We start from the raw sequence: 12,676 nt of genomic DNA on the forward strand, positions 1-12,676 counted from the left end.
GGGCCCTGCTTTGTCGCCCATGGGACTGGGGCTGTGAATTTGGCATGATTCAATTCAGCACAAATTTGCATTCCGCAGGAGCCCTTCCCATGAGCCAAAACAAGACCCTCAATCGCCAGATCCTCCTGGCCTCACGCCCCCAGGGCGAGCCCACGACTCAGAACTTCACCCTGCGTGAGCAGGCGCTGCCCACGGCCGATGAGTTGGCCGAGGGTCAGGTCTTGATCCGAAATCATTTCCTGAGCCTGGACCCGTATATGCGCGGCCGCATGAATGACGGCAAGAGCTATGCCCAGCCCCAGCCCTTGAATGAGGTGATGATTGGCGCAACCGCCGGTGAGGTCATCGCCTCCAAGAACGCCCACTTTGTTGTCGGCGACAAGGTGTGGGGCATGGGCGGTTGGCAGGAATATTTTGTGGTGGATGCCGCCCAGCGCGGCGTGCTGCAAAAGGTGGACACCACCCACATCCCCCTGTCGGCCTACCTCGGCGCCGTGGGCATGCCCGGCGTGACGGCCTGGTACGGCTTGATCAAAATCATCAATCCCAAGGCCGGTGAGACCGTGGTGGTCAGCGCCGCCAGCGGCGCGGTGGGCAGCGTGGTGGGCCAGCTGGCCAAGGCGCGCGGTGCGCGCGCCGTGGGCCTGGCCGGTGGTGCGGACAAATGCCGTTATGTGGTCGAGGAGCTGGGCTTTGATGCCTGCATCGACTACAAGCAGCACGCCGATCTGCGCTCGCTCTCGGCCGCGCTCAAGGCCGCTTGCCCGAATGGCATCGACGGGCATTTTGAAAACGTGGGCGGCATGATTCTGGACGCGGTGATGCTGCGCGCCAATGCCTTCAGCCGTGTGGCCATGTGCGGCATGATCTCCGGCTACAACGGCGAGCCCATCCCCCTGGCCGCGCCCCAGCTGATCCTGACCAATCGCATGAAGGTGGAGGGCTTCATCGTCAGCGAGCATATGGAAGTCTGGCCCGAGGCCTTGAAGGAGCTGGGCGGCCTGGTCGCCACCGGCAAGCTCAAGTTCCGGGAGTCGGTGGCCCAAGGCATTGCCGCTGCGCCCGAAGCATTCTTGGGCCTGCTCAAGGGCAAGAATTTCGGCAAGCAGCTGGTCAAGCTGGTTTGATGGGCGAGCTGCTTTGGCATTGCGCGCCCCTGCATGAGCTGAACGCCGTCCAGCTCTACCAAGCCCTGGCCCTGCGGGCTCGGGTGTTTGTGCTGGAGCAGCAATGCGTTTATCTGGACCCAGACGGCGTCGATCTGCACAGCTGGCATTTGCTGGGCAGTGAGCCTGGCAGCGGCGACTTGCAAGCCTATGCCCGCCTGCTGCCGCCTCTGGCCAAGGGCACTAGCCATGTTTTGCCCGAGATCGGTCGGGTCGTGACGGCCCCCGAGGCGCGCGGCGCGGGCCAGGGCCGGCGCCTGATGCAAGAGGCCGTGCAGGCCTGCGGGCGCCTGTGGCCGGGGCAAGACCTGGCCCTCAGCGCCCAAGCCCATCTGCAAGGCTTTTACGCCAGCCTGGGCTTTGAGCCGGTCTCTGCCGTCTACGACGAGGACGGCATTGATCACATCGATATGCAGAGAAAGGCCGACCCGCGATGAAAACCCCCCATCCCCACCTGATCTTGCACCACTACCCCGGCTCGCCGTTCTCCGAGAAGCTGCGCCTGATCCTGGGCAGCAAGGGTTTGAGTTGGCTCAGCGTGACGGTGCCGGTGATGCTGCCCAAGCCCGATGTGCAGGCCTTGACCGGCGGCTATCGACGCACACCTTTTCTGCAGCTGGCGGGCGATGTCGTTTGCGACACGGCCCTGATCTGCGAGCTGCTGGAGGCTGTCCAGCCCGAGCCGAGCTTGTTCCCGGCCGCCATTGCAGGCCAGGCCCGTATGCAGGCGCAATGGGCCGATCGCGAGCTGTTCTGGGCGGCTGTGCCCTACACCATGCAGCCGGCCGGGGCGGCCGCCATCTTTGCCGGGGCGCCGCCGGAGTTTTTGGCCGCTTTTGCGGCCGACCGCGCGGCCATGCTGGGCGGCATGAAGCGACCCTCGGTGGCGGACGCCACGGCAGCTCTGCGCACGCAGCTGCAGTGGCTGGAATCCCAGCTCGCCGATGGCCGCCGCTTCTTGCTGGGCGAAGTCTCCAGCGTGGCTGATTTCTCGGTGGCGCAAAGCCTCTGGTACATCCGCCGAGCCCCACCGGTGGCCGGTGTTCTGGCGCCCTACAGCCGCTTGAACGACTGGTTCGAGCGCGTGGCCGCTTTCGGCCATGGCCGCAGCGAGAAGCTGAGCAGCGAGGCCGCGCTGGCCATCGCTCGCGAGCAGGGGCCGCAGCTGCCGGTGGCGGTACAGCCCGGCCTGGGTTTTGAGGCCGGTCAGACCGTGCAGGTGGCCGCCAGCGATTACGCCAGCGACGCGGTGCGTGGCGAGTTGGTGGGTCTGACGGAGGAACGCATCAGCCTGGCGCGCTTGGACGAGCGGGCCGGACGGGTGCATGTGCATTTCCCGCGCATGGGTTACAGCCTGCGCAAGGACACTGGAGACGCAAAATCATGAGCAAAAGCCATCAGGGCAAGACCGCCGTCATCACCGGCGCGGGTTCGGGCTTCGGCCTGGAAGTGGCGCGGCTGGCGGCGGCGCGCGGCATGAATCTGGTGCTCTGCGATGTGCAGGCCGATGCCTTGGAAAAAGCCGCGGCCGAGTTCGATGGTTTGCCAGTGCTGGCCCAGCGGGTCGATGTGTCCAAGGCGGCCGAGATGGAGGCGCTGGCCGCCGCCGTGAAGCAGCGCTTTGGTGCCCCGCACTTTGTCTTCAACAATGCCGGCGTGGGCTCGGGCGGCCTGGTGTGGGAAAACACCTTGGCCGATTGGGAATGGGTGCTGGGCGTTAATCTGATGGGGGTGGTGCATGGCGTGCGTCTGTTCACCCCCATGATGCTGGAGGCGGCCGCCGCCGACCCGGCTTACCAGGGCCATATCGTCAACACCGCCTCCATGGCCGGCATGGTCAATGCGCCGAATATGGGCGTGTACAACGTCTCCAAACACGCGGTCGTGGCCTTGAGCGAGACGCTCTATCAAGACCTGGCCCTGGTGACGCAGCAGGTCCATGCCGCTGTGCTCTGCCCCTTCTTTGTGCCCACGGGTATTGCGCAAAGCCATCGCAACCGGCCGGGTGAGCTGGCCGCAGCCAAGCCGACCAAGAGCCAGCTGGTGTCTCAGGCCATGAGCGACAAGGCCGTGTCCGCTGGCAAGGTGACGGCGGCTGAGGTGGCGGCCATGGTGTTCGCCGCTGTGGACTCGGGCCAGTTCTATATTTTCAGCCACCCCAAATCCCTGGCTGGAGTGCAGGTTCGCATGGAAGATGTGATGCAGCTGCGCAACCCCAGCGACCCCTTCAAGGACAAGCCGGAGCTAGGCGCGCAGATCGCCGCCTTGCTGAAGTCGGCAGGAGGCTAGGGCGGCGGAATCTGGCACACTCCCTGCCCCCGCTCTCTTTACTGCCCTGCACATGCCTTCCACTTCCCCTCGCTCCAACAAACACGCCCTGGTCATCGGTGGCGGTCCAGCGGGGCTGATGGCGGCCGAGCGCCTGCGCGCGGCCGGCCTGGAGGTCGAGGTCTGCGATGCCATGCCTTCGGTAGGCCGCAAGTTCCTGCTGGCCGGCAAGGGCGGTTTGAACCTGACCCATTCCGAAGACAAGGCCGATTTCATTCAACGTTATGCCGAGCGCAACGCGGAAGTGGCGCGCTGGTTGGACACCCTGGACGCCGAGGGCCTGCGCGCCTGGGCGGCCGAGCTGGGTGTGGAGACTTTTGTGGGCAGCTCGGGCCGGGTCTTCCCCTCGTCCATGAAGGCCGCGCCCCTGCTGCGCGCCTGGCTGCACCGCTTGCGTGAGGCGGGCGTGCGCTTTTCCATGCGCCAGCGCTGGCTGGGCTGGGCGGCCGATGGTCAGCTGAAGTTCGAGGGCGAGCAGGGGCAGGAGCGTTTGCTCAAACCTGATGTGCTGGTGCTGGCCTTGGGCGGCGCCTCCTGGCCGCAGCTGGGCTCCAACGGCGCTTGGCTGCCTTTGCTGGCTGCACGCGGTGTGAACATCGCCCCCTTACAAGCCGCCAACTGCGGTTTTGATCTGGGCCCGCGCCGCGCAGGCGCTGAGGTGCCGGGTTGGAGCCCCCTGTTTGCCGAGAAATTCGCCGGCCTGCCCATCAAGCCGGTGGCCCTGCATTTCGTCAGCAGCAAGAGTGGCCGCCAGTTCGCCCGCCAGGGTGAGTTTGTGGTGACGGCCAGCGGCATCGAAGGCTCCTTGGTCTACGCCGCCGCCCATCTGCTGCGTGAAGAGATCAATGAACAAGGCGAGGCCCTGGTTCATCTGGACCTGCTGCCCGATCGCACGGAGGACTTCGTCGCCGCCGAGGTCTCGCGCCCGCGCGGGCCCCGCTCGCTCTCTACCCATCTGAAAAGCCGCTTGGGCATCGAAGGCCTGAAGGCCGGCCTGCTGCACGAGGTGCTGAGCAAGGAGGAGTACAAGGACGAGGCCTTGCTGGCTCGCACCCTCAAGCGCCTGCCCCTGCGCCTGAAAGCCGCCCGTCCCGTGGCCGAGGCCATCAGCACGGCGGGTGGCGTGCGTCTGGAGGAACTGGACACCGGGCTGATGCTGAAGGCCTTGCCGGGTGTGTTCTGCGCCGGTGAGATGCTGGACTGGGAGGCGCCCACCGGCGGCTATCTGCTGACGGCCAGCATGGCCAGCGGCGCGGTGGCGGGCGAGGGCGCGGCGCGCTGGGCCTTGAGCCAATAAACCGGGCTCAAGGCTTGGGCGGGAGGAGTTCGATCAGCTTTTGCTGGGCCGTGTTGACGTCTTTGCTGTACTCCTCGATATAGCGCTGGCGTTCCTCGCTGGCCCACTCGGCGTTGGAGAAGCTGCCGGGTGCATAGCTGGTGCTGGTGTAAACCAGGCCGGGCCAGCGCGGCATCATGGCGCGGTCGGGGAAGCGGTCGGCCAGCAGCAAAAAGCCCTGCACATCGCGCAGCTTGATTGGAAAAGCGGGCTGCGAATCCTGCAAGAGCTTGCCAAACAGGCGCAGGCGGAAGTCCTGGTTGCCGGCCTCGACTTCCTCGTTGAACTGCAGCAGGGCAAACATTTGGCCCTTGGCATCTTCCACCCGGGCGCTCACCACATAACGCCCCGCCTGATTGATCTTGGCGCCGATCAAAAAATCCAGTGAGCCCTGCGCCAGCTGCTCGCGCACCGTGCCCGTCCATTGCGCGGGAATCAGGGGCTGGTAGACGATGTCAAAGCTCAGCTGACCCAGGCGCCCGTTCTGGTTGTACTGCACCTGCACCCGCAGGGTGCCGGCAAAGTCGGCAAAGCCCTGGCTCGCCGGGTTGAAGGAGGCGCGCAGCACGCCGTCGCCTCCGGCCACAAAGTTCAGGGCCACCTGGGGCCGGCCCTGAGCCTGGCGTGGGTCGGGCAGGTCAAAGGCCAGGGCGCGGGTCGCCAGCAAGGGCAGGGTCTGGCCACTGTTGTCGAGCGCGGCGAAGCTGAAGTTCACCGTCTCATTGCCGCTCATGAAGATGCGGTCCTGCGTGCTGACGATACGCACCCCGTCCACGCCCTTGCCGTCGGGCGTGCGCATGGGCGACTCCGAGACGACGGGGGCAAAGGGCTGGCGCTGGTCGGGGTGCTCGCTGATGGGGCGGGACTCGGGCGGGTAGCGGGTGGACTGCTTGTAGTGATCCAGGCTTTGCTGGGCACGCTCCAAGCGCTGCTGCCAGAGTTGGCGCTGGGCTTGGGCGTCTTGCCTGGCTTCCAATTTGAGCGGGCTGGTGTTGGTGGGCGTTGGCACCGAAGCCGGCGCGGAGGCGGCGCTGGCCTGCAGCTTCACCCCTGCCTCAGCTGGGGCCGGGCTGCGCAAGGCCAGAAAGACCAGGCAGGCCACAGCCACCAGCCCCAGCAGCAGAGCTGCCCATTCGCGTTTGCTCTTCAAACCTTAGTTGGCGTTGGTGACCATATCCGCCCGCACCTTGCTGACCACGCCGCCCCAATTGCCGTTGGTGTAGTGGTTGTAGGCTTCCGCATCGTCGCGGAAAACGACGGAGTGATTGCTCCACTTGGCCTTGCCACCTTCGACGGCGGCCGTGCCCAGGGTCAGGTCATTGCACAGCCAGTCGCTGGGGTTGCAGTAGCTGCCGCCCGAGCTGCCCGAGACGCCGCCCGAGGAATGGTAGGCCACGGCTTCGTCGTCCTGGCCCGGCAGGATGAAGGAGTAGGCCGTGCCCTTGGCACCGGCGTACATATAAAACATCTTGGCGCGGGTGTTGTTGTGGTCGTACATGGCGCGCGCGGTGGTGGTCTTGAGGTCGGCCACCAAGGGCTCAGACGTTGTCCAGCTGCCGGCATCCGAGAGTTCGCTGCCGCCGGCCGCACCGGCCGCCACATTGACCCATTTGATATTCCAGCCGGTCTGGGTCGTGCCATCGCTATTCGCGCATTGGCCGTCGCTGCCGGGGCTGGCGTTCTTCTTGTAGCGGGTGCTGCCGCCGTACATGGACAAGGTGTAGCCCATCATCAGATTGCCGGCGCTGTGGACCGCGACGTAGCACCAGTTGGGCCCCGTGCAATAGCAGTCCAGGGCATTGCGCACCAGATAGTTCTGGTCGGAGATGTGGTGGTAGCCATCCCAGTTGACGGCTTTCTTGTTGATGCCCGCGGCCGTGGTGGCCGGGCCCCAGTAAGTGAAGTCGGCATAGTTGCCGGCCACGCCGCCGCCAGTGCGGCCATTGATCCACAGCGAGTAATTGGTGGCCCAGGCGGCCGAGGCCGCAAGCAGGGCGAGGACGAGGGCGCCACCCAGGGCGCGACGAGGGGTGAGGAAGGCCATGTGCTGTCTCCGGCTCGGTTTTTGTCGAGGCAGCATAGGCAGCCCCACCGCTTGGCCCCATTCATGCAAACCCTTGCTGACCTAGGGGAAGGTCCTGTCCATCGGGGACGCGGGCTCTAGACTCAGGCCAAAGGAGGCCCGCATGAAGGAACACAAGCCCTGGCAAACCCATGAGTTGATGAACCAGGTGGATGAGCTGAGCGACTACCGTCCACTCGCCACCGACCCAGCGCTGCGCGAAGCCTTGCAGCGCGGCGGTGGCAGCGCCTTCGAGCCGCGCTTGTCGGCCTATGCCGATCGCCTGGGGACGGCCGTGAGCTATGCCCTGGCGGCCCAGGCCAATCGCCATACGCCCGAGCTGCAGAGTTTTGATGCGCGGGGGCGCCGCATCGACCGCGTGGACTTCCATCCCAGCTGGCATCGCTTGATGGCCATGGTTCGAGCCGAAGACCTGATCGCCATGCCCTTCCGTGAGGGCCAGAGCGGCCGCTGGTCGGCCTGGGCGGCGGGCTTTTATCTGCATGGCCAGGTGGAGGCCGGCACGCTGTGCCCGGCCACCATGACGCAAGCCGCCATCCCGGTGCTGCAGAAGGAGCCGGCCTTGTGGGCGCAGCTGAAAGATCAACTTCTTTCTACCGAGTATGACGAACGCGACCTGCCCTTGGCGCAGAAGCGCTCCATCTGGGTCGGCATGGGCATGACGGAGAAGCAGGGCGGCTCCGATGTGCGGGCCAACACCACCCTGGCCACGCCGGTGGGCGCTGGCGGTCGCGGGGCCGAGTACGCCTTGCGCGGCCACAAATGGTTTTTCTCCGCACCCATGTGCGACGCCCATCTGGTGGTGGCCAAGACGGCGGATGGCAGCCCCAGCTGCTTCTTCGTGCCGCGCTGGCGGCCCGACGGAACAAAGAACGCCGTGCAGATTCAGCGCTTGAAAAGCAAGGTCGGCAATCGCAGCAATTCCAGCTCCGAGGTCGAGTTTCAGGACGCCTACGGCCTGCTGATGGGCGAGCCCGGCCGTGGCATTCCCACCATCATCGAGATGGCCGGCTACACCCGACTCAACTGCGTGGTGGGCAGCGCCGCCATGCTGCGCCAGGCCCTGGTGCAGGCGCTGCACTATGCCCGCCATCGCCAGGCTTTTGGCCGTTTGCTGATAGAGCAGCCCCTGATGCGCACGGTGCTCTGCGATCTGGCGCTGGAGAGCGAGGCCGCCGTCGTCTTGATGATGCGCCTGGCCCAGGCCTTTGAGCATCAAGCCGAACCCAGCCAGCGCGCCTGGATGCGCATCCTCACCCCGGCCGCCAAGTTCTGGGTTTGCAAGCGCGCTGTTGAGCTGACGGGCGAGGCCATGGAGGTGCTGGGCGGCAATGGCTATGTGGACGAGGGCGTGATGGCCCGGCTCTTCCGCGAGGCACCGGTCAACTCCATCTGGGAGGGCTCGGGCAATGTGATGTGCTTGGATGTGCTGCGTGCCATCGCCCGCGAGCCCCAGGCCTTCGAGACCTTGCTGGATGAGTTGGCCCAGGGTCTGGGCGATGAGGCCTGCTTGCTGGCCGCCTTGGCCCAGCTGCGTGCCTTGCTCAGCCTGCCACCCGCCGAGCTGGAAGGCCTGGGCCGCCAGCTGGCCGCCCGCCTGGTGCTGCTGGCGCAAGCCGCCTTGCTGCGTCAGCATGCGCCGGGCTTTGTGGCCGAGGCTTTCGTAGCGACCCGCTTTTCGGCCTCAATGCCCTGGGGCGCGGTCAGCGGCCTGGCCGATTCACGTGGCCAGCAGGTGGAAGCGATTTTGCAAAGAGCCTTTCCCGCCTAGCCCTGCATGTAGGCAAAGTCGATAAAGCCTTTTTCGATATTGCAGCCTACCAAGCGCACATTCAGGCGCTGGCCCAGGCGCATCTCGGGGGCGTGGCCGACCAACATGCCTTCCACCGGCGGGTTCAGCACGCGAACCCAGGTGCCGGCCTCGCCGCGCCCGGTGACCAGGGCCGCGAAGATCTCGCCGATGCGGGGTTCCAGAAATAGCGCGGCCTCGGACTTGCGCATGCGCCTCTCCACCTTGCGGGCTGCGTCCTCTTGCCGGGTGCAGTGCAGGGCCAGGTCTTCTAACTCGGCCGGGCTATAGGGCCCGGGCTGGCCAGCCAGGCAGGCCTTGATCATGCGTTGGCTGATCAGGTCGGGGTAGCGCCGGTTGGGCGCGGTGGAGTGGGTGTATTCGCGCTCGGCCAAGCCGAAGTGGCCGATGGGCGCGCTGCCCGGCCGCTCCACCACATACTCACCCGCGCCCATCAGCTTGACGATCACCAGGGATAAATCAGGAAAGCGCAGCGGGTCGGCGCGCCTGCGCCGCGCCAGAAAGCCTTCCAGCGCCTGCGCGTCTGGGGAGTTAGGCAATTGCTCGCCGTATTTGTGCGCTTCTTCGACGATGCGGGCCCAGCGCTCGGGCGAGCGCACCACCCGGCGCAGCGAGGCGCCGCCATGTGCGGCCAAGAAGCGGGCGCAGCAGCCGTTGGTAGCGATCATGAATTCTTCGATCAGCTGACGGGCGCGGTTTTGCTCCTGCTGCTGCAAGTCCAGTACTTTCTCGCCCTCGAAGATGACCCGCGGCTGCAGGGTTTCAAACTCCAGCGAGCCCTGGGCATGGCGGCGCGCGCGCAGGGTTTGCGCCATCGCGTCTTGCAGGCGCAGCTGCTCGTCCATGCCCGGCCAGGCAAGGGCGGCGGCGGGCAGCTCGGCCTCGCCCAGCAGCCAGGCGGAGGTGGCGTCATAAGCCAGCTTGGCCTGGTTGCGCACCCAGGCGCGGCCGATGCTGGAATGCTGCAGTTCGCCCTGGGCGTCGATCAGCATCTCGGTCACCAGGGCCAGGCGGTCTTGCTGCGGGTTGAGCGAGCTGAGATCGGTGGACAGGCGCTCGGGCAGCATGGGGAAGATGCGCGCAGAGGTGTAGACCGAGCAGGTATTGAGCTGGGCATGTTGATCGATGGCCGAGCCCGGCGGCACCCGCACATCCACATCGGCCACGGCCACGAAGAGACGCAGGCCGCCGCCGCGCTGGCGCTGGCAGGTGGTGAGTTGGTCCAGGTCCAGGGAGTCGTCGTTGTCGATTGAGCACCAGGGCAGGGCGCGCAAATCGCGAATTGCCGCCGGCCCGGCCGTGGCCTGGGGCGGCAGATCGGCCGGCAGGCCGGCCAGCTCCTTCTGGACCGCGGGCGGGAACTCGGGCTCCAGCCCCCGCTCCAGCATGGCTTGGCTGGCCAGGGCGGCCAGATCATGACGCTTGAATCGGTGTTGATTTCGCATGGGCCAATGTAGAGCCAAAGCGTGGCTCTGAACAGGCGCTGCCGAGCAAGCCTGTTGGCGGCCTGTGGCAAACTCCGCCGCTTCCGGTTTTCAAGTGATCCCCGACGATCCCGACGCTTTGGACAAGATCCTGCTTCAAATTGCCGCCGAGCTGAATGTTCGCCCGGCCCAGGTCAACGCCGCTGTTGAACTGCTCGATGGGGGCGCCACCGTCCCCTTCATCGCCCGCTACCGCAAAGAGGTCACCGATGGCCTGGATGACGCCCAGCTGCGTGATCTGGAGGCCCGCCTGGGCTATCTGCGCGAGCTGGAAGACCGCCGTGCCGCGGTGCTCAAGAGCATCGAGGAGCTGGGCAAGCTCACCCCTGAGCTGCGCGCCCTGATAGCGGCTGCGCCCACCAAGCAGGAGCTGGAAGACCTCTACCTGCCTTACAAGCAAAAGCGCCGCACCAAGGGCATGATCGCCCGCGAAGCCGGCCTGGAGCCCCTGGCCGACAAGCTGTTTGCCGACCCGACGCTGGACCCGCAGGCTGAAGCCCAGGCTTTCATCAACGCGGAAGCCGGTTTCGCCGACGCCTTCGCGGTGCTGGACGGTGTGCGCGATCTGCTCTCCGAGCGCTGGGCCGAGGACGCCTTGCTGATCGGCAAGCTGCGCGAATGGCTGTGGGAGGAGGGCCTGTTCCGCTCCAAGCTGATGGAAGGCAAGGACGAGAACAATCCCGATATCGCCAAGTTCCGCGACTATTTCGACTACGACGAGCCGATCAAGACCGTGCCCTCGCACCGTGCCCTGGCCGTGTTCCGTGGCCGCACGCAGGAATTCCTGGACGCCAAGCTGGTGCTGGACGAAGAGCTGGTGGCCGGCCAACCGGGCCTGGCCGAAGGCCGCATCGCCCGCCATCTGGGCTGGAGCCACGCCAAGCGCGCCAGCGATGAGCTGATTCGCAAGACCGTGGCCTGGACCTGGAAGGTCAAGCTCAGCATGAGCTTGGAGCGCGATCTGTTCTCGCGCCTGCGCGAAGAGGCCGAGCGCGTGGCCATCAAGGTGTTTGCTGAGAACCTGCGCGATCTGCTCTTGGCTGCACCGGCCGGCAAGCGGGTGGTGATGGGTCTGGACCCCGGCATCCGCACCGGCGTCAAGGTGGCGGTGGTCAGCGATACCGGCCGGGTGCTGGACACCTGCGCCGTCTTCCCGCACGAGCCGCGCAAGGACTGGGAAGGTTCCATTCACACCCTGGGGCGGCTCTGCGCCACCCACGGCGTCAACCTGATCGCCATCGGCAATGGCACGGCCAGCCGCGAGACCGACAAGCTGGCCGCCGATCTGATCAAGCGCATCCAGCAGCTGGCCCCCGGCACCGAGATTCAGAAGGTCGTGGTCAGCGAGGCCGGTGCCTCGATCTACTCGGCCTCGGAGTTCGCCTCCAAGGAGCTGCCGGATCTGGATGTGACTTTGCGCGGCGCGGTCTCCATCGCCCGCCGTCTGCAAGACCCGCTGGCCGAGCTGGTCAAGATCGACCCCAAGAGCATAGGCGTCGGCCAGTACCAGCACGATGTGAATCAGAGCGAGATGGCCAAGACCCTGGACGCGGTGGTGGAAGACTGCGTGAACTCGGTGGGCGTGGACCTCAACACGGCGTCTGCGCCCCTGCTCTCGCGGGTGTCGGGTCTGAGTGCCACCGTGGCCGCCTCCATCGTGCGCTGGCGCGATGCCAATGGCGCTTTCAAAAACCGCAAGCAGCTGATGGATGTGACGGGCCTGGGCCCCAAGACATTCGAGCAGGCGGCGGGCTTTTTGCGCATCCGCGATGGCGAGAACCCCTTGGACTTCTCCGGCGTCCACCCCGAGACTTACCCCGTGGTCGAGCGTATCCTGGCCGCCGTCAAGCGGCCGGCGGCCGAGGTGATGGGCAAGAGCGATGTGATCCGCACGCTCAAACCCGAGGCCTTTGCCGACGACAAGTTCGGCGCCATCACCGTCAAGGACATCCTGGCCGAGCTGGAAAAGCCAGGCCGCGATCCCCGCCCCGACTTCAAGGTCGCCCGCTTCAGCGAAGGTGTGGACGATATCAAGGACCTGGTCGAAGGCATGGTGCTGGAGGGCACGGTCTCCAACGTCGCCCAGTTCGGCGCTTTTGTGGACCTGGGCGTGCACCAGGACGGCCTGATCCACGTCAGCCAGCTGGCGAACAAGTTCGTCAGTGACGCCCGCGAGGTGGTCAAGACCGGTGACATCGTCAAGGTGCGGGTGCTGGAGGTGGACCTCTCGCGCAAGCGCATCTCGCTGACCATGAAGCTGGATGCGCCGCTACAAAAGAGCGGCAGCAAGCCCGACAACAGCTACCGGCCCGCCGCGCGCAATGAGCGTACGGGCGGCGGCGCGGGCGATCGTCGCACGGCCGCACCCGCCGCGCCGGCCGGTGGCAGCGCCATGGCCGCGGCCTTTGCGAAGTTGCAAACCAAGCGTTGATGCGGTCTTGAGTTCCCGGCCCGGGCGCGTTGACCTTG

At 66.1% G+C, this 12,676-nt stretch carries 10 protein-coding genes; 7 read left to right on the plus strand and 3 right to left on the minus strand.

Going from position 1 to position 12,676, the window contains the following annotated elements; translation table 11 throughout:
* Positions 1-89 precede the first annotated feature (89 nt).
* Genes DBR47_RS16020 through DBR47_RS16040 form a run of 5 tightly spaced genes read left to right on the plus strand, consistent with a single transcriptional unit; the run spans position 90 to position 4,791 of the window.
* Complete coding sequence (locus tag DBR47_RS16020; RefSeq protein ID WP_124451821.1) at positions 90-1,127, plus strand: NADP-dependent oxidoreductase; 1,038 nt, start codon at positions 90-92, stop codon at positions 1,125-1,127.
* Positions 1,127-1,603 (plus strand): GNAT family N-acetyltransferase, encoded by a 477-nt coding sequence (locus DBR47_RS16025; protein WP_124451823.1) that lies wholly within the window; start codon positions 1,127-1,129, stop codon positions 1,601-1,603. Before DBR47_RS16020 ends, DBR47_RS16025 begins: the two co-directional genes overlap by 1 nt.
* Positions 1,600-2,553: a glutathione S-transferase family protein gene (locus tag DBR47_RS16030; RefSeq protein WP_124451825.1), complete on the plus strand. Its 954-nt coding sequence runs from the start codon at positions 1,600-1,602 to the stop codon at positions 2,551-2,553. The genes DBR47_RS16025 and DBR47_RS16030 overlap by 4 nt, the downstream gene beginning before the upstream one ends.
* Positions 2,550-3,455: an SDR family oxidoreductase gene (locus DBR47_RS16035; protein WP_124451827.1), complete on the plus strand. Its 906-nt coding sequence runs from the start codon at positions 2,550-2,552 to the stop codon at positions 3,453-3,455. Before DBR47_RS16030 ends, DBR47_RS16035 begins: the two co-directional genes overlap by 4 nt.
* Positions 3,456-3,507: 52 nt before the next feature.
* Positions 3,508-4,791: a TIGR03862 family flavoprotein gene (locus tag DBR47_RS16040; RefSeq protein WP_124451829.1), complete on the plus strand. Its 1,284-nt coding sequence runs from the start codon at positions 3,508-3,510 to the stop codon at positions 4,789-4,791.
* A 7-nt stretch (positions 4,792-4,798) separates the two neighbouring features.
* Here DBR47_RS16040 and DBR47_RS16045 read toward each other — a convergent pair whose 3' ends face one another.
* A complete protein-coding gene (locus DBR47_RS16045) occupies positions 4,799-5,980 on the minus strand; it encodes a hypothetical protein (protein WP_124451831.1) in 1,182 nt (393 codons plus the stop codon).
* Positions 5,981-5,983: 3 nt separating this feature from the next.
* Positions 5,984-6,874: a hypothetical protein gene (locus tag DBR47_RS16050; RefSeq protein WP_197047103.1), complete on the minus strand. Its 891-nt coding sequence runs from the start codon at positions 6,872-6,874 to the stop codon at positions 5,984-5,986.
* 142 nt (positions 6,875-7,016) lie between these two features.
* Here DBR47_RS16050 and DBR47_RS16055 point away from each other — a divergent pair, with 142 nt between their 5' ends.
* Positions 7,017-8,684, plus strand: coding sequence for an isovaleryl-CoA dehydrogenase (locus DBR47_RS16055; RefSeq protein ID WP_124451833.1), 1,668 nt, complete (start codon positions 7,017-7,019; stop codon positions 8,682-8,684).
* On the opposite strand, the gene DBR47_RS16060 is transcribed toward DBR47_RS16055, so the two are convergent.
* Complete coding sequence (locus DBR47_RS16060; RefSeq protein WP_124451835.1) at positions 8,681-10,168, minus strand: RNB domain-containing ribonuclease; 1,488 nt, start codon at positions 10,166-10,168, stop codon at positions 8,681-8,683. The two genes, DBR47_RS16055 and DBR47_RS16060, sit on opposite strands and share 4 nt — an antisense overlap.
* Before the next feature lie 118 nt (positions 10,169-10,286).
* Between DBR47_RS16060 and DBR47_RS16065 the strand changes: the two genes are divergently transcribed.
* The gene (locus DBR47_RS16065) at positions 10,287-12,638 is read left to right on the plus strand and encodes a Tex family protein (protein WP_124451996.1); all 2,352 of its coding nucleotides are present in this window, start codon (positions 10,287-10,289) and stop codon (positions 12,636-12,638) included.
* Positions 12,639-12,676 lie beyond the last annotated feature (38 nt).

Origin of the sequence: Paucibacter sp. KBW04 (genome assembly GCF_003852425.1) — a bacterium.
In the GTDB taxonomy this organism is placed as follows: Bacteria; Pseudomonadota; Gammaproteobacteria; order Burkholderiales; family Burkholderiaceae_C; genus Paucibacter_A.

What these genes read in the sequence shown, in the direction of transcription:
- DBR47_RS16035 (WP_124451827.1), top strand. Translation starts at nt 2,550, where the DNA reads ATGAGCAAAAGCCATCAGGGCAAGACCGCCGTCATCACCGGCGCGGGT.
- DBR47_RS16055 (WP_124451833.1), top strand. Translation starts at nt 7,017, where the DNA reads ATGAAGGAACACAAGCCCTGGCAAACCCATGAGTTGATGAACCAGGTG.
- DBR47_RS16020 (WP_124451821.1), top strand. Translation starts at nt 90, where the DNA reads ATGAGCCAAAACAAGACCCTCAATCGCCAGATCCTCCTGGCCTCACGC.
- DBR47_RS16025 (WP_124451823.1), top strand. Translation starts at nt 1,127, where the DNA reads ATGGGCGAGCTGCTTTGGCATTGCGCGCCCCTGCATGAGCTGAACGCC.
- DBR47_RS16030 (WP_124451825.1), top strand. Translation starts at nt 1,600, where the DNA reads ATGAAAACCCCCCATCCCCACCTGATCTTGCACCACTACCCCGGCTCG.
- DBR47_RS16060 (WP_124451835.1), bottom strand. Translation starts at nt 10,168, where the DNA reads ATGCGAAATCAACACCGATTCAAGCGTCATGATCTGGCCGCCCTGGCC.
- DBR47_RS16050 (WP_197047103.1), bottom strand. Translation starts at nt 6,874, where the DNA reads ATGGCCTTCCTCACCCCTCGTCGCGCCCTGGGTGGCGCCCTCGTCCTC.
- DBR47_RS16040 (WP_124451829.1), top strand. Translation starts at nt 3,508, where the DNA reads ATGCCTTCCACTTCCCCTCGCTCCAACAAACACGCCCTGGTCATCGGT.